The organism is Christensenella minuta (assembly GCF_003628755.1).
GTDB lineage: Bacteria > Bacillota > Clostridia > Christensenellales > Christensenellaceae > Christensenella > Christensenella minuta.
The window spans coordinates 2,410,788-2,426,161 of sequence record NZ_CP029256.1 but is presented as its reverse complement, the minus strand read 5'-3'; the positions used below and the strand labels follow the sequence as shown (position 1 = coordinate 2,426,161).

The 15,374-nt window shown below is 55.3% G+C and carries 14 protein-coding genes and 1 pseudogene; 5 read left to right on the top strand and 10 right to left on the bottom strand.

Translation table 11 applies throughout. The annotated features are described in order from the left end of the window. Positions 1–2: 2 nt before the first annotated feature. The 7 genes and pseudogenes from B1H56_RS11600 to hxlB form a co-directional block, all read right to left on the bottom strand. Entirely contained in the window at positions 3–1,484 is a 1,482-nt protein-coding gene (locus B1H56_RS11600; RefSeq protein ID WP_066519984.1) for a DUF4118 domain-containing protein, read from the bottom strand. 149 nt (positions 1,485–1,633) lie between these two features. Continuing rightward, positions 1,634–3,241 (bottom strand): annotated as a pseudogene (locus tag B1H56_RS11595) (GAF domain-containing protein); the annotation flags it as partial. A gap of 21 nt (positions 3,242–3,262) precedes the next feature. Continuing rightward, positions 3,263–3,862: a potassium-transporting ATPase subunit KdpC gene (kdpC, locus tag B1H56_RS11590; RefSeq protein WP_066519979.1), complete on the bottom strand. Its 600-nt coding sequence runs from the start codon at positions 3,860–3,862 to the stop codon at positions 3,263–3,265. Positions 3,863–3,952: 90 nt separating this feature from the next. Then, on the bottom strand, positions 3,953–6,010 hold the full coding sequence (gene kdpB / locus B1H56_RS11585; protein WP_066519978.1) for a potassium-transporting ATPase subunit KdpB: 2,058 nt from the start codon (positions 6,008–6,010) through the stop codon (positions 3,953–3,955). A 13-nt stretch (positions 6,011–6,023) separates the two neighbouring features. Beyond that, positions 6,024–7,715: a potassium-transporting ATPase subunit KdpA gene (gene kdpA, locus B1H56_RS11580; protein ID WP_066519972.1), complete on the bottom strand. Its 1,692-nt coding sequence runs from the start codon at positions 7,713–7,715 to the stop codon at positions 6,024–6,026. Continuing rightward, a complete protein-coding gene (locus tag B1H56_RS15195) occupies positions 7,712–7,801 on the bottom strand; it encodes a K+-transporting ATPase, F subunit (protein WP_066519970.1) in 90 nt (29 codons plus the stop codon). Before B1H56_RS15195 ends, kdpA begins: the two co-directional genes overlap by 4 nt. A 292-nt stretch (positions 7,802–8,093) precedes the next feature. Next, positions 8,094–8,669: a 6-phospho-3-hexuloisomerase gene (gene hxlB / locus B1H56_RS11570; RefSeq protein WP_242862024.1), complete on the bottom strand. Its 576-nt coding sequence runs from the start codon at positions 8,667–8,669 to the stop codon at positions 8,094–8,096. A 244-nt stretch (positions 8,670–8,913) separates the two neighbouring features. Between hxlB and B1H56_RS11565 the strand changes: the two genes are divergently transcribed. From B1H56_RS11565 to B1H56_RS11550, 4 genes are all read left to right on the top strand, one after another. Beyond that, positions 8,914–9,783 carry a D-psicose 3-epimerase gene (locus tag B1H56_RS11565; protein ID WP_066519968.1) on the top strand — a complete coding sequence of 290 codons (870 nt, stop codon included), beginning with the start codon at positions 8,914–8,916 and terminating at the stop codon, positions 9,781–9,783. A 321-nt stretch (positions 9,784–10,104) separates the two neighbouring features. Further along, positions 10,105–11,112, top strand: a complete 1,008-nt coding sequence (locus B1H56_RS11560; RefSeq protein ID WP_066519965.1) for an aldo/keto reductase — start codon at positions 10,105–10,107, stop codon at positions 11,110–11,112. A gap of 138 nt (positions 11,113–11,250) precedes the next feature. Then, positions 11,251–11,703 (top strand): MarR family winged helix-turn-helix transcriptional regulator, encoded by a 453-nt coding sequence (locus tag B1H56_RS11555; protein WP_082771118.1) that lies wholly within the window; start codon positions 11,251–11,253, stop codon positions 11,701–11,703. 109 nt (positions 11,704–11,812) lie between these two features. After that, entirely contained in the window at positions 11,813–13,144 is a 1,332-nt protein-coding gene (locus tag B1H56_RS11550) for an MATE family efflux transporter (RefSeq protein WP_066519960.1), read from the top strand. Here B1H56_RS11550 and B1H56_RS15190 read toward each other — a convergent pair. After that, positions 13,135–13,338: a winged helix-turn-helix transcriptional regulator gene (locus tag B1H56_RS15190; protein ID WP_320864003.1), complete on the bottom strand. Its 204-nt coding sequence runs from the start codon at positions 13,336–13,338 to the stop codon at positions 13,135–13,137. The two genes, B1H56_RS11550 and B1H56_RS15190, sit on opposite strands and share 10 nt — an antisense overlap. Before the next feature lie 220 nt (positions 13,339–13,558). Here B1H56_RS15190 and B1H56_RS11540 point away from each other — a divergent pair, with 220 nt between their 5' ends. Continuing rightward, positions 13,559–13,960, top strand: coding sequence for a pyridoxamine 5'-phosphate oxidase family protein (locus tag B1H56_RS11540; protein WP_066519958.1), 402 nt, complete (start codon positions 13,559–13,561; stop codon positions 13,958–13,960). A gap of 173 nt (positions 13,961–14,133) precedes the next feature. On the opposite strand, the gene B1H56_RS11535 is transcribed toward B1H56_RS11540, so the two are convergent. Continuing rightward, complete coding sequence (locus tag B1H56_RS11535; protein ID WP_121419005.1) at positions 14,134–14,823, bottom strand: IS3 family transposase; 690 nt, start codon at positions 14,821–14,823, stop codon at positions 14,134–14,136. Positions 14,824–14,983: 160 nt separating this feature from the next. Beyond that, on the bottom strand, positions 14,984–15,274 hold the full coding sequence (locus B1H56_RS11530) for a hypothetical protein (protein WP_066519956.1): 291 nt from the start codon (positions 15,272–15,274) through the stop codon (positions 14,984–14,986). Positions 15,275–15,374 lie beyond the last annotated feature (100 nt).

The window sequence follows — 15,374 nt, the reverse complement described above, 5'->3', positions numbered from 1 at the left end:
CCTCACTCCAAGGGCAGGGCGAATTTAAACGTCGCTCCGCCGCGGTCGTTATTCATGGCAACGATCACGCCGCCGTGCGCTTCCACGATGGATTTGCAGATGCCAAGGCCGATGCCCATCCCGCGCTTCGCGTCCCCGCTCAACGCGGGGGCCGTCACAAAGTTGTCGAATACCTTATCTAAAATGGAAGGGTCTATCCCCTTTCCATCGTCGGAGACCTCAAACACCATATATCCGCTTTCCGGATAGGCGCGCAGGTCGATGTGCGCGTGCTCGGGCGTATATTTTACGGCGTTGTCGAGCAGGTTCACGAGCACCTGGATGACGAGCCTTCCGTCCATCGGCACTTCCATCACCGTATCCGGCATATTGATGGAGATATCCCGCTCCCCTTTCAGCCTCTCGATGCGGCGGTAGGCCTCGCTGACGACGTCGTCTACCACCTCCGGCTGTTTTTTGAGGACAAGCTCTCCCTCCGAAATGCGCGTCATGTTGAGCAGGTTTTCTACCATATTGTTGAGCCACTGCGCGTCGCTGCGGATATCCCCAACCAGGCTCAATATCTGCTCCTCCGAAAGATTCTTCACGCTGTCCGCGATAAAGCTCGCCGAGCCTGCGATGCCGGTGAGCGGCGTCCGCAGGTCATGTGAGATGGCGCGCAGCAGGTTGTTCCGCAGGCGCTCCTTTTCGATCCGCAGCTTGCTCTCCTCCTGCTGACGGTACAGCGTTTCCCGCTGCATCGCGCCGGAAATTTGCGAGACGACCGTCTGGATCATCAGCATCTCCCCCGGAGCGGGAGCCGTATCCCCGCAGTGTATCCCGGCGACGCCGTATACCTCGTTTCCGCTCCGGATCGGAAGGTACATCCATTGCGACCCGGAAAAGTAATCGGTCCCGCAGCCGCACGGTTTCACGTTCTCGAAGCACCACCGCGCCGCCTCGTTTTCCTCCAGCTCCGCCGCAGCGTGCTTTCCCATTGAAAGGTCCCGCGCGGTATAGATGATACATTGGCGGTTTTCCAGCCTGGAAAGCCCGTTCATGCCATAGCGCACGATGTCGTCCATCCCGGACACGCCAAGAAAGCTCGTGCTGATATCATACAGGGAACGCATTTGTTTTTCCCGGTACTGCGCCTCGGCCACATGCCTGTGGAGCTTGCTTGTAAGAAGGCTCACGATAAACGAGCCCGCAAGCAGGATCACCAGCGTCACGATATAATTCGGGTCGTTTACCCGGAATGTAAACGTCGGCGCCGTAAAGAAAAAATTATAGGCAAAAATACTGGCGACCGAAGCGGCGATCCCGTATAACAGCCGCTCCGTTGCCATCGTAATGAGAAGCACCCCCACGAGATAGACCATGGAGATGTTCTCCGTCCGCAGCCCCGCGAGGTTAAACAGGTAGGCCACGGCCGTACACAGCGCCAGAACCGCAGCTGTTTTCAGAATGTTCGTTGCTACCGTCTGTTTTTTCGATTGTTTCATTTCCCGTTCCTATCCGTTTTCCGGTCTTTTTTCTTATCATAAACGATTTTCCGGAAACCGCAACCCTATTCCTGGTTTTTCATCCAGTCTTCCTTGAGTTTTTCGCGCTGGAGCTCAAGGTTATATTTGAGCTGTTCGTCCGACAGCCGCTGGCGCTCGAGAGCCATCGCGATCTGCGAGGCGATCATGCGCAGCAGCATCCGCTGATCCTGCGAAAGCAGGCCTTTCCTGCACGATACGCCCATCACGCCGAGCACGGCGCCCTGCGACATGATCGGCATATAGAACGCGCCCGCGCCCATCAGGGTGTCTGTTCCCGCGCCCGCGCGCTTTTTATTAAGCAGCACCCATTTGGCCACCGCTTTTTCATCGTCCCCTAAAAGAAAGGAAGCGTCCTGGTCAAATTCCGCCTGCCAGAACACGCCCGGCTCGTTCATATCCGGCAGGTAAAAGATGACGGAGCGTTCGAGTATCCGCGAGATATATTCGTTCATGCCGGAGATAATGTTCATGAGGCCGCGCGTCGCCAGCAGTTTTTTGCTGATCTCATAGAGTATCTGCGTCCGCTGCTCGAGAAGGCCGAAATCCTTGCGGCTGCCCTGTTTGGCCGGTCTTTTATATTTCGTCCCGGCGTTATCCGAATCCGGGATGATATGCAGCTCCGCGCTTTTCAGCAAACCGATGAGCTGGTCCTCAAAGTCTTCTTTGAAAAAATCTTTCAGGTGCTTTTTATTCCGCGTCTTCCCAATGATAACGTTGGTCACGCCTGTCAGGTTCGCGTGCGCTGCGACCACCTCGGCAAGGTTTTCCCCATACATCGTCACAACCTCGGCACCGAGCTGCTCGGCAAGGTTCATATTATCGCGCAGCAGTTTGCCCTGCTCGGGTGTGAGCTTGGTGCGCGTCTCCACATACAGCGCTTCCCACTTGGCGTGGTAGGCCTCGGCCATACGCGCGCCTACGCGCAGGTTTTTAGCGGAAGAAGGCGAGGGAGAAAGAAGCACGAGCAGTCTTTCGCTCACGCTCTTCTCCATCGCCTTCCCATCCCGCCCATAGATACGGTCCGCCGTGCGGCGCATCGATATTTCACGCAGGGTAGAGAGGTTCTGCCGCGTGAAAAAGTTGTTCATCGCCGTCACAACCCGCTCGGGCCGATAGATTTTGCCTTCCTCGAAGCGTTTTAAGAGCTCCTCCGGCTCGATATCCACGAGAGCTACGCTGTCCGCTTTGTCGAAGATATAATCGGGGATCGTTTCACGCACCTCGATGTGCGTGATATCCTTGATGATATCGTTGAGGCTTTCGAGATGCTGTACATTTACCGTCGTATAGACGTCGATTCCAGCGTTCAGCAGCTCCTCCACGTCCTGGTAACGCTTTTTGTTGCGCACGCCCGGCGCGTTCGTATGCGCGAGTTCATCCACCAGGATAAGCTGCGGATGGCGTTTCAGCGCGCCGTCGAGGTCGAATTCATTGAGGACGATATTTTTATAGCTCACCTGCCTGGTGGGAAGGACAGGCAGTCCTTCCACCAGCTTCATCGTTTCCGCACGCGTGTGTGGCTCGATATAACCGACGACTACGTCGATCCCGCTGTCAAGGCAGTCGTGCGCCGCCCGCAGCATTGCGTAGGTTTTTCCAACGCCTGCGGAATATCCGAAGAATATCTTTAATTTTCCCATCCGGTCCGGCGCCTCCTCCGTACCGATCTGCCGCAGCAGTTCATCCGGGTTCGGCCTTTCACTCTCGTCATACATAATCTTTCCCTCTTTCACAGGTCAGCTGATAATCTTTTTTCCGTCCAGTTCAAGGTTCACCATCAGCACGTTCACGCGGTCTTCGCCCATGAAGCCGAAATCTTTTCCGTCCGTGTGCTTTGCGATGACCGCGCGCACCTCATCCTCGCCCATTCCGCGTTCGCGCGCGATGCGGGGCACCTGGTATTCCGCCGCCGCAGGCGAGATGTGCGGGTCAAGGCCGCTGCCCGACGCCGTTACGAGCTCCATCGGGATATCCGCCGTGTTTTGCGGGTCGAGCTCGTGCCACCAGTCGATGCGCTCCTGTACGAGCGCCGCTTGTTCTTCAGAAACAGCCGAAAGGTTGGACGCCGCCGCGCTGCCCGTGTCCGGCCTGCCGATCAGGTACTGCGGCCCGGTAAACTCCTGCCCGACCAGTTCGGAGCCGTAGCATACCACGCTCCCGTCGTCCTCCTCTACATAGATGAGGCTCCCGTTTGCCTGGCGGGGCATGGTGAGCTGCGCGATTCCCGTCATGGCGAGCGGGTAAATAAGCCCGCAGAACACCGTCATGAACACCGCGCATATAAGGCCCGCGATCCATATCCTCGGTTTTGTATTCGTACTTTTTTTCTCTTCCATTTCAGACTCCTTCTTCCTTTATCGTCTGTTTGCCGCGTTCCGGCCCCCGCGGGCGCGGGAAGGTCCCGCGCCCGGAAATCCGTCCGTTTTTTACAGAATCCCGCAGGCCGTGAGCAGCATATCCAGCAGCTTGATCGCAATAAACGGGGCGACCACGCCGCCAAGGCCGTAAACCAGCATGTTGTGCGCAAGGATTGTCTTTGCCGGCTTCTCCCGGTATTTTACACCCTTGAGTGCCAGCGGGATCAGCGCCACGATAATCGCCGCATTATAGATGATCGCGGAAAGGATCGCCGTCGTCGCGCTTGTAAGGCCCATGAAGTTCATTGCCTCGAGCTGCGGAAAGATACCGGCGAACAGCACCGGGATGATCGCGAAATATTTTGCGATGTCGTTGGCGATGGAGAACGTCGTGAGCGAGCCGCGCGTCATCAGCAGCTGTTTGCCGATACGTACGACGTCGATCAGCTTTGTGGGGCTGGAGTCGAGATCGACCATGTTGCCCGCTTCTTTCGCGGCCTGCGTGCCCGAGTTCATCGCCACTGCAACGTCTGCCTGCGCGAGCGCGGGCGCGTCGTTCGTACCGTCGCCCGTCATGGCGACGAGGTGCCCTTCCGCCTGGTATTTGCGGATCAGCTCCAGCTTTGCTTCCGGGGTCGCTTCCGCCATAAAGTCGTCCACACCCGCTTCCGCCGCAATCGCCGCGGCTGTCGTCGGGTTGTCGCCCGTAATCATGATGGTTTTGATGCCCATCTTGCGCAGGTCGTCGAATTTTTCCTTGACCCCGTTCTTGACGATATCCTTCAGGTAGATGACGCCCATCACCTGGCTGTTTTTGGCAACGACAAGCGGCGTGCCGCCCTTTTCCGCGACCTGCCGCACCAAATCCGCACAATCCTGCGGATAGGCACCGCCTTTACTTTCCACATACGCCTTGACCGCTTCGGCGGCGCCCTTGCGGATCTCGTCTCCGCCGAGGTTGATACCGCTCATGCGTGTTTTTGCCGAAAATTCGATGAATTCCGCATTCGCCGCGGAAAGGTCTCGTCCGCGGATATTGAAGCGTTCTTTTGCCAGTACGACGATGCTGCGGCCTTCCGCCGTCTCGTCCGCGATGGAGGAAAGCTGCGCCGCATCGGCAAGCTCCACCTCGGTCACGCCCTTCACCGGCAAAAATTCGCTTGCCTGGCGGTTGCCGAGCGTAATGGTGCCCGTCTTGTCGAGCAGCAGGACGTCAACGTCGCCCGCCGCCTCGATCGCGCGTCCGCTCATCGCGAGCACGTTCGCCTGATTCAGCCTGCTCATACCAGCGATACCAATCGCGGAGAGCAGCGCGCCGATGGTGGTCGGCGCAAGGCAGACCAGCAATGCAACTACGTTTGTAAGGCTGATCGCGTGTCCCGCCCCCTCGAGGCTGCTGACAAAGCTCGAGAAGGGAAGCAGCGTCGCGCATACGATCAGGAAAATGATCGTGAGCGTTACGAGAAGTATTTGGAGGGCGATCTCATTCGGCGTCTTTTTGCGCGCCGCGCCCTCGACCATGGCGATCATCTTATCGAGGAAGCTTTCGCCCGCCCTGGCCGTCACCTTGACGACCAGCCAGTCGGACACCACCGTAGTGCCGCCCGTAACGGCGCTCCTGTCGCCGCCCGATTCGCGGATCACCGGGGCGGATTCGCCCGTGATCGCGCTTTCGTCCACGGAGGCCACGCCCTCGATAACCTCGCCGTCCATCGGGATCTGCTCGTTCGCCTTAACGAGCACGATGTCGCCCGGTTTTAAGTCCTTAGACAGCACCTCCGTATATTCGGAATTCACGTCCGCCGTTTTCAGCTTCCTTGCCACAACGTCGCGCCGCGCCTTTTTGAGGCTGTCCGCCTGCGCGCGCCCGCGCCCTTCGGCGACCGCTTCCGCGACGTTTGCAAAGAGCACCGTCGCCCACAGGATAACGGCGATTGTCAGCACATACCACGGCGCCTCCTCCCGCATCCCCGCGAATCCGAGGAAATACAGGACCGTTACAAAGATCGCGCCGATGTATACCACGAACATGACCGGATTTTTGATCTGCGTCCGCGGCGCAAGTTTCTTGAACGACTGGGCGAACGCGTCGCGCCCAATCGAATGATTTGTCTTTTTCTCTTTCATCGTCTCAACTCCCTTATCCTAACGTCGGCAGCGTCTTAAAGAACTCTGCGATCGGCCCGAGTGCCAGCGCCGGCAGGAACGTGAGCGCACCCACGATGAACACGATAAGAAGCAAAAGGATGATGAACATCGCGTTCGAGGTGGAAAGCGTACCGCTCGAGGCCGGGATCAGCTTCTTCTTCGCAAGGTTTCCGCCAAGGAAGATCACCGCTACCATCGGAATAAACCGGACGAGCAGCATCACCGTACCGATTCCCATGTTGCTGTAGACCGTGTTTGCGTTAAAGCCCGCAAACGCGCTGCCGTTGTTGCCCGCGCCGGACGTATACGCGTAAAGCAGTTCAGAGTACGCGTGCGCGCCCGTGTTGGTAAAGTCGTCCGTAACCGTCGGCACAAAGGTCGAGAGCGCTGTGCCCAAAAGCAGGCAGAGCGGAGGCGTCAGGATGACGAGGCACACCATCTTCATATCGAACGCCTGTATCTTCTTGCCAAGGTATTCCGGCGTACGTCCTACCATCAGGCCCGCGATAAACACGGTGAGGATGGCGAATGCCAGCATGCCGTAAAGGCCGCAGCCCACGCCGCCGAATACGACTTCACCGAGCATCATCAGGAACATCTGGATGCCGCCGGCCAGCGGCGTATAGCTGTCATGCATCGAGTTGACCGATCCATTGGAAGCCGACGTCGTTGCCGTCGCCCACAATGCCGACGTATCGACGCCAAGGCGCGCTTCCTTGCCTTCCATACTGCCGGACTGCGCAACGCCGTCAAACTGAGGCGCAGCCAGGTTTTCACTCATGGTCATTCCGATGAGGGCCAGCAGAAAGATCACCAGCATAACGATGAAGATCGCGCGGCCCTGTTTTGAATCTTTAACCGCCCGCCCGAACGAGAAGCACAGCGCCGCCGGAATGAGAAGCAACGACAGGCATTCCACGAAGTTTGAGAACGGCGTCGGGTTTTCGAGCGGCATCGCCGAGTTCACACCGAAGAAACCGCCGCCGTTGGTGCCAAGCTGCTTGATGGCTACCTGGCTTGCGGCCGGCCCCATCGGAATGATCTGCTCCGCGCCCGATTCGAGCGTAGTCGCATGCACGTAAGCGCTGAGGTTCTGGATCACACCCTGCGAAACGAGGATCAGCGTTACGATGATGGAAAGCGGGATCATCACGTAATAGGTGGCGCGTACGAGGTCTACCCAGAAATTTCCGATCGTCCCCGCTTCCCTGCGCTGGAAGCCGCGGATGAGCGCGAACAGCACCGCTGTTCCGACTGCCGGCGACACCACGTTCTGTACTGTGAGTCCTGCCATCTGCGTGAGATACGACAGCGTCGATTCCCCGGAATACGCCTGCCAGTTCGTGTTGGATACGAAGCTTGCCGCCGTATTATACGCGAGGTGTGCGCTTGTGCCCGGAAGTCCTTCCGGGTTAAAGGGCAGGTAGCCCTGGAGCATATTCAACGCAAACAGGACCGCAAACCCAAAGAGCGAGAACGTCAGCGCCGAGAGCGCGTACCGCCCGGCGATCTGCTCTTCCTCCGGATTGATGCGCATAACTTTGTAGGTGAAGCGTTCAAGGGCCGCAATGGGCTTCCAGGTAAGCTTCCCCGTCATTACCTTGTAAATGTAAATCCCGAGCGGTATTCCGATGCCGATCAGGGCAATCACATATACGATGTCTTGAATCACCCCGCTGCTCATAGCTTCTCACCTTTGAATAAAACATAGAAAAGATAGCCGAGCATCGCGAGCATCGCTATGCCCGCAACAACCATAACCGTTCCCATAGTTTTATCTCCTTTTCTCTAAATTTTGTCACAGGATGATTATAATTTGTTTCCCATAAATGCGGTGTTAAGATGAAAGGAACGGTGTTAAGACGGTGTTAAGATTGCTGCGTGCGCAAACCGGGCGCAGCAAAAAACCGCCTCTCGGCGGTTTTTTGACAAGTTTTTCCCTTATTATGTTATGTGTTAAACAGGAGGGCGCGGAATTCGGTTTTATCACCACGGTGGATTCCACGCTTCATCCTCTATGCCCGCCTGTCCATATATGCGGTGCGGCCTTCCCGTTTCCTGCCTATTCAAGATTGGCGTGGTTTTGGAACATTTCTGCCGGACTTACCCCGGCAAGCTCCATCATGCGGACGATCGTGGCGTCGAGGAACAGCAGCAGGCTCTGCTCGAACAGCGAGCCCATAGGCTGGATGGATGTGACGCCCGTTTCCTGTTCGGATTTGGCGGTGGGGGCGTTGATCCATACCGTACAGTCTGCCAGTCTGCCGATCGCCGCCTGCGGATAGATCGTTACCGCCGCGACCTTTGCGCCCAGCTTTTTCGCCTTCCTCGTGTGGGAGACAAGGCTTTCCGTCTCGCCCGAGCCGCTCGCGACCACCAGCAGGTCTCCCGCGGCGATTGCCGGCGTAGTCACGTCGCCAAGCACATACGCCGTCTTGCCCATATGCATGCAGCGCATGGCAAACGCCCGTACCATAAGGCCGCTGCGCCCGCAGCCCGCGAGGAATACGCGCGGCGCCCCATATACCGCCTGCGCAAACTCCGCCGCCTGTTCCCCGCCAATTTTACCAAGCGTTCCCTTCAGTTCGCCGAGCATTGCCTCCAGCCTGAAATCCATTTCCTTACCATCCTTCGCCACTGTTTTCCACTCCGTTCAGCGTGGAACGGAACCAGTTTCAGCATAGCACCCGCCTATCTTGTTGTCAATTGCATATTGTTGGAATTTTATTGGATTTATTGTTTTTTATTTGTTTTTACTGTCATTGACATTTAACCGTCCATACGTTATGGTAAAGAAAATGCCTGCCGGGCGGCCGGATTTTCCGGACAGGAGGCATTTCCCGGATCAATTGTCAATAATAATCAGATAAAGGAGCAAGGATATGAAATACGGTTTATTGTACCATTATTGGTCGGACGGCTGGTCCTGCGATTACCCGAAGACCGCGGAAAAGATCAAAAAGGCCGGGTTCGATGTGATGGAGATCGGCGGAGACCATCTGAGCAGGATGAACGCGGCGGAGATGGACGCGCTCAGGCGGGCGGCCGTGGACCTTGGCCTCGAGCTGTCCGTCAATATCGGTCCGGCACGCGACCAGGACCTTGCTTCCGAAGACAAAGCCACGCGGGAGCATGGGATCGCTTACCTCACGGACGTGCTGAAGCGGATGGACGGCATCGGCTGCAGGATGATGATCGGCGCGCTGTATACCTTCTGGCCGGCGGATTTCAGCGTCGAAAACGACAAGGAACGTGCGTGGGACCGTTCCATCGATTCCCTTCGGGAACTCGCCCGGGCCGCGGAGGATCTTGGCTCCACCTGTTCCCTCGAGATCCTGAACCGCTATGAGGGTTATATCCTCAACACCTGCGAAGAGGGGCTTCGGTACCTCGAGCGTATCGGCAGCCCAAGCATGAAGCTTTTGCTTGACACCTTCCATATGAGCATCGAGGAGGACAGCCTTCCCGGAGCAATCCGCCTTGCAGGCAGCCGGCTCGGGCATATGCACCTCGGGGAAGGCAACCGCAAGCTGCCCGGCCTCGGTTCCCTGCCGTGGGCGGAGATCGGCCAGGCCCTGCGCGACGCGCATTTCGACGGTTTTGCGGTCATCGAGCCTTTCATGCGCTACGGCGGGCAGATCGCAAAGGATATACACTTGTGGCACGATTTCTTCCCCGGCGCTACGGAAGCGGAGATGGACCGGATGCTGGCCGATTCACTCGCCTTCCTGAAACAGCATTTCGAGGCGTAGGCCAAAGCGGGCGGGATCAAATTCCCGCCCGCTTTTTGTATCATGGCCGGTTCAGCCCCTGGCCGCATTCGATCCCATTTTCCCTGTTTAGCAATTGCCGGCTTATTCTCCTGTGCCGCAGGCATGGCATCTTGCAAGGTGCGGGCGCTTTGTCCGTTCCTGCTCCTTTCCCATGCGGCCTGTTGCGCCGGCCCGTTTGGAGGCCTCCCGATTCCTCAGGAATCTTCCCGCCGGGACATTGCCCGGTCCATATTTTAATCATAAATTCCGGATTTATGGTTAAAAATAGACTGTTCCAAAAAACATCGGGAGGGACATAGCTTGAATTATTTTAAATTGAAAACAACGACGGAAAACGTATCTGTGATAGCGCTCGGCTGCTGGGCATTCGGCGGCGGCGATTACTGGGCCAACAGCGAAAACGACGGGGAATCCCTTGCCACCATTGATCGTGCGCTTGATCTTGGCATCAATTTTTTCGATACTGCGGATTCTTACGGCGGCGGCCATTCGGATGAAGTGCTCGGCCGCGCCATGAAAGGCCGCCGGGACAAATTCGTCATTGCGTCTAAGGCATACCTCGATATGCTGCGTGAAAAAGACCTGACCGAAACGGTGGAACGCGGCCTCCGCCGTATGGGGACGGACTATATTGACCTTTTTTACCCTCATTTTGCCAGCAGAGAGATTCCATTCGAAGAAACCTTCGGCACGCTGTTAAAGCTTAAACGGCAGGGAAAAATCCGCGCGATCGGTATGAGCAATTTTGGCGTTCGGTCTATCCGCAGAGTCGCGGCTCTTGGACTCATGGACGAAATCGCCATTCATCAGCTTCCTTACAGCCTTTTATGGCGCGCGATCGAATACGGCATCCAGCAGGAGACCGTGGACAGCGGCGTGGGAATCATCTGTTACAGCACGCTCGCACAGGGGCTTCTCTCCGGAAGGTTCGATCAGGCGGAGGACGTCCCTTCCAATTTCAAGGTGCTGCGTTTTTTCAACAGCGAGCGTGTGGAAGCGGCCCACGGCGAAAAAGGCTGCGAAAAAGAAACTTTCGAGGCCATTCGCAGCTTAAAGGAAATCTGCGCCGAGGCTGGCGTTCCAATGCCTGCGGCAGCGCTTGCATGGCTTTATCACCAGCCGGGCGTACAATGCGTTCTTACCGGGCCGCGCTGTCCCCAGCGCCTGGTTGAAAATCTTGAAGCGCTCGAAACAAGGCTTTCCCCCAGGCTGGCGGAGCAGATGACGGCCGCGACCGACAAGCTCAAGGCCTGTCTTGGAAAAAACCCGGATATGTGGATGTCCGAAGAAGAGAGCCGTTTTTTCTAAGCCAGATGCTGCCCTTAAAACCGGAAAGAAATTCTTTCCGGTTTTTTTATCCTATTGTTGACATTCCAAATTTCAAAGTTTATACTACAATAGTCCGACTTCATACATTCTGTTTTCGGACTATCTAGCAGGAGGATTATGATGCAAAAAGAACCGCTGAAAGATGGAACCATCGAGGCCTACCGGGCAGGTTATAAGGACCTTGACCGGATTTGGTCCGTTTTGTCCAAAACGTGCGGCCTGTCCGACGCCGAATACTGGTCGCTGCTGATGATCCGCGAGGGGGCCTTGACGCAGCATGAGATCAGCGAGCGGCTCTTTATGAGCAAACAGACAGTGAATTCCGCGTTCCGGCAGCTTGTGAAGAAGGGACTGGTGCGCCTTAAGGCGCAGGAGGATAACCTGCGCGTGAAGCAAATCGTCCTTACGGAGGAGGGCGAACGCTTTTCGCGGCAGTATATCGACGATATGCTCCGGCTTGAGGAACGGGTCTGGATGGAGCTCCCGGCGGAGGAGCGCGTGCTCCTGACGCGGCTTACCCGCAAATACAACGGCCTGCTGAATGCGGAACTGCAAAAGCACCTGAAGTAACGTTTGCTTCCCTGCAAGTGAAACGATAGGTTTATCGGAAAAAACAGGTGCGCCCGGTTATTCAGAGTAACCAGACGCACTTTTTATATCATCTGAAAGGAGTGCGCAAATGAGAATCAAGCTTTCGGATCATTTTACCTACAAACGGCTGCTCCGTTTTGTTATTTCACCTGTCCTGATGATGATCTTTACCTCCCTGTACAGCATCGTGGACGGTTTTTTCGTATCCAACTACGTAGGGAAAACGCCATTTGCCGCCGTAAACCTAATCATGCCTGTAATGATGGGGATCGGGACGGTTGGTTTTATGATCGGCACCGGAGGCAGCGCGATCGTGTCTAAGACCCTCGGCGAGGGAAAGCGCGAGCTGGCACAGCGCTATTTTTCTATGCTGGTTTATACCGCAATTATACTCGGCGGGCTGCTGTCTGCAGCCGGGTTCATCTTTATCCGCCCGATCTCGGAGGCTCTGGGGGCGACGGGCGAGCTGCTCGATCATTGTATCGTTTATGGCAGGATCCTGTTCCTCTCCATGACGGCGTTTATCCTGCAAAGCGTATTCCACAGCTTTTTTATCGCTGCGGAAAAGCCCGGGCTCAGTCTTCGGGTATCGCTCGCCGCCGGGCTTACAAATATCGTGCTCGACTACGTGTTCATCGCCGTCTTTCGCTGGGGGATCGCAGGCGCGGCCATTGCCACGGCGATCGGCGAAGTAATCGGCGGAGTGGTTCCCATCCTGTATTTTTCACGAAAAAACAACAGCCTGCTCCGCCTGACCCGGACCCGTTTTGACGGCAGGGTACTGCTGAAAACATGCGCGAACGGGGCTTCAGAGATGGTGACGAACCTTTCGATGTCCATCGTCAACATCCTTTATAACTTCCAGCTGATGAAGCTCGCGGGGGAGGACGGCGTCGCGGCCTATGGTGTCATCATGTATGTCAACTTCATCTTTATGGCGATCTTCCTCGGCTACTCTATCGGCAGCGCGCCCATCGTCAGCTACCATTACGGCGCACAGAACCATGCGGAGCTGAAAAACCTGTTCAAAAAAAGCCTGCTTCTCGTGTGCGGAGCCGGCATCATTCTCACGGTGCTGGCGGAGGTCTTCTCCGGCCCGCTGGTGGGTATCTTCGTCAGTTACGATGCCGGGTTGTTTGAGATGACCCGCCACGGATTCCGGCTGTATGCCCTCGCCTTTCTGATGATGGGCATCAACGTGTGGGGCTCCGCCTTCTTTACCGCCCTCAATAACGGTGCGGTATCCGCGGCGATCTCTTTCCTGCGCACGCTCGTATTCCAGATTGCCGCCGTGCTGGTCCTGCCGCTTTTGCTTGGGGTAAGCGGCATCTGGCTGGCGGTCGTCGTTGCCGAAGCGCTCGCTTTGGCGGTTACCATTTTTTTCCTTGCGACAAAAAAGAAGCGCTATCATTACGCTTGAAAAAAGGCTTCCAGTGGAAGCCTTTTTCGATCCCATACCGCCGTATCTCCCGTTATGCATTTACTCCTTTCCCTGCCCTGCGCTGGTATTCCCCGCCCCACCGCGCCGCGGATGGGCTTTAGGCTGCGGCCGCGGATGGTCAGGGAATATTCCACACGCGGCGGAACCTCCGCATAGACCTTGCGGCTTACGATCCCCTCTCCCCTAAAATGCGCAGATACTGCGTAAGTACCTTCTGCGAGATACCCGCAAGCGGTTTTTTCAGTTCATACTGCCCTTCCCAATAGTTTCCAAAAGGAATCTACGTTACTTTAAAGTGTCTACTTTACATTTGATACTAATGCTTTTATTATAAAATTGCAGGCAGGAAAGCGCAAGCCTTCCCGCCAAAAAAACAAATGGAGGACTAACACCATGTATGATTTTGCGGCAGTATTAAAGGAAAACCCCAACGGCGTACTGGCGACGCAGGAAGCGGGCAAAGCGAAGACGCGCGTCTTCCAGTATTTATTTTCCGACGGGGGCAAGGTGTATTTTTGCACGAGCAACGAAAAACCGGTCTACAAGCAGATCAAGGCAAACCCTTACGTTTCCTTCTGCACCTATACGCCCAATTTTTCACCCGTCGTTTCCGTCAATGGAAAAGCGGTTTTTGTGGACGACCTTGCGTTGAAAACACGCGCGCTGGACGAAAACCCCGGCATCAAGGGCATCTATAAAGCCCCGGATAACCCCGTGTTCGAGCTTTTTTATATCAATGTCGAGGAGGTAGAGACCTTCAGCTTCGCGGAAGGCCCCAAAACATACCCTGTTTGACGCTTGCAGAAGGAGATTGCGGACCATCCCATTTGTATCGAGGGTGATATTGGGAAAGTGGTGCCGGCGTTTGCCGCCGGCGGGACATTCGCATCAAAAGACCCTGCCCGGTAGGCAGGGCACCAGGAGGAATAGACAAGAAAAAGAAAGACCAATCGTAGAATATCAAAGGATTACGCCGTCTGACTTCGTTTTTCGAACGGAGTCAGACGGTATTTTAGTTGGAAACGCTCGTAATTGTAAAAATGTATGTAGTCGTCAATCATTTGCACAGCCTGTTCGAATGACTGGATTTTTTGGCGACCAATACATTCCGTTTTAAGTATAGAGAAAAAATTTTCAGCAGGGGCGTTGTCGTATGGATTTCCCCGTCTTGACATTGAGGGCGTTATGCCATACTCTTTAGTTAGGTTAAAGTATGCTTGCGATGTATATTGAAACCCTTGATCGCTGTGGAGGGTCAGCTCCCCGGCGATCTTTTCTTGTGCCATTGCTGCATGGATGGTATTCAGCACCACAGACACTGTCTGTTGCCGATCGGTCTTGTAAGCGACAATGCTGTTGTCAAATAAATCACGGATGATAGAAAGATAGACAAAGCCTTGTCCAGTAGGGATATAGGAAATGTCGGTCACCCATTTCTGGTTTGGGCTGTCTGCCCTAAAATCACGATTGAGCAAATTACTATAGCGGTGAAGCGTGTGCCCACATCCTTGCCAACGTCTGCGGCGAACTTCGCTGCTAAGCCCGTATTTTCGCATCACCCGAAGAATCGTTTTGGGATTTCTGTGGATCGCTTTGTATCGTTCGAGCCACAGCTGTATGTAGCGGTAACCGTGAATTTTTCCTCGTTTCTGTGGCATTCAGCGATCATTTGGGCGAGCATGGCATCCCTGTCCGGGGAATGTTTGTATTTCAGGTATCTGTAGTATCCGCTGCGCGATACTTCGTAAAAGGCACACATTTGCGTGACCGGATATTTGCACGCACATTGCTCAATCATACGGTACTTTACTCTTGGTCTCACCTTCCTCCAACGGCTGACAGAAAATTTCGCAACAATTCATTCTCCATCTGCAATCTTCGGATCAATTGTTCCGGGTCTTTAGGATTCTTTCGTGGTCTCCCCCTTTGCAGCAGTACGGACTGACGCTGATTCACCTTTTCACTTAATCCGCACCAGCAATGAACTGGCCATCGGCTAACGCCATATTTTCGGCTCAATCCATGCGTGCTTTTCCCTTCTTCATATTCTTTTCGCACTTGTGCCTTCATTTCTTCGCTGTAGTGATGCATTCCTTTTTTTCCTGACATTCAAAAAACCTCCTATCATAGTTTCTATCCTACAATTGGAGGTCTTTTCTTTCAATGTCCTTTTTTCCTGGTGCTCTGCAGTAGGCGGGGCCTTTTTGAT

Excerpts from the sequence above, each read along its gene's own strand:
- B1H56_RS11600 (WP_066519984.1), bottom strand. The coding sequence starts at position 1,484 with ATGAAACAATCGAAAAAACAGACGGTAGCAACGAACATTCTGAAAACA.
- kdpC (WP_066519979.1), bottom strand. The coding sequence starts at position 3,862 with ATGGAAGAGAAAAAAAGTACGAATACAAAACCGAGGATATGGATCGCG.
- kdpB (WP_066519978.1), bottom strand. The coding sequence starts at position 6,010 with ATGAAAGAGAAAAAGACAAATCATTCGATTGGGCGCGACGCGTTCGCC.
- kdpA (WP_066519972.1), bottom strand. The coding sequence starts at position 7,715 with ATGAGCAGCGGGGTGATTCAAGACATCGTATATGTGATTGCCCTGATC.
- B1H56_RS15195 (WP_066519970.1), bottom strand. The coding sequence starts at position 7,801 with ATGGGAACGGTTATGGTTGTTGCGGGCATAGCGATGCTCGCGATGCTC.
- B1H56_RS11565 (WP_066519968.1), top strand. The coding sequence starts at position 8,914 with ATGAAATACGGTTTATTGTACCATTATTGGTCGGACGGCTGGTCCTGC.
- B1H56_RS11555 (WP_082771118.1), top strand. The coding sequence starts at position 11,251 with ATGATGCAAAAAGAACCGCTGAAAGATGGAACCATCGAGGCCTACCGG.
- B1H56_RS11550 (WP_066519960.1), top strand. The coding sequence starts at position 11,813 with ATGAGAATCAAGCTTTCGGATCATTTTACCTACAAACGGCTGCTCCGT.
- B1H56_RS11540 (WP_066519958.1), top strand. The coding sequence starts at position 13,559 with ATGTATGATTTTGCGGCAGTATTAAAGGAAAACCCCAACGGCGTACTG.
- B1H56_RS11535 (WP_121419005.1), bottom strand. The coding sequence starts at position 14,823 with ATGCCACAGAAACGAGGAAAAATTCACGGTTACCGCTACATACAGCTG.
- B1H56_RS11530 (WP_066519956.1), bottom strand. The coding sequence starts at position 15,274 with ATGTCAGGAAAAAAAGGAATGCATCACTACAGCGAAGAAATGAAGGCA.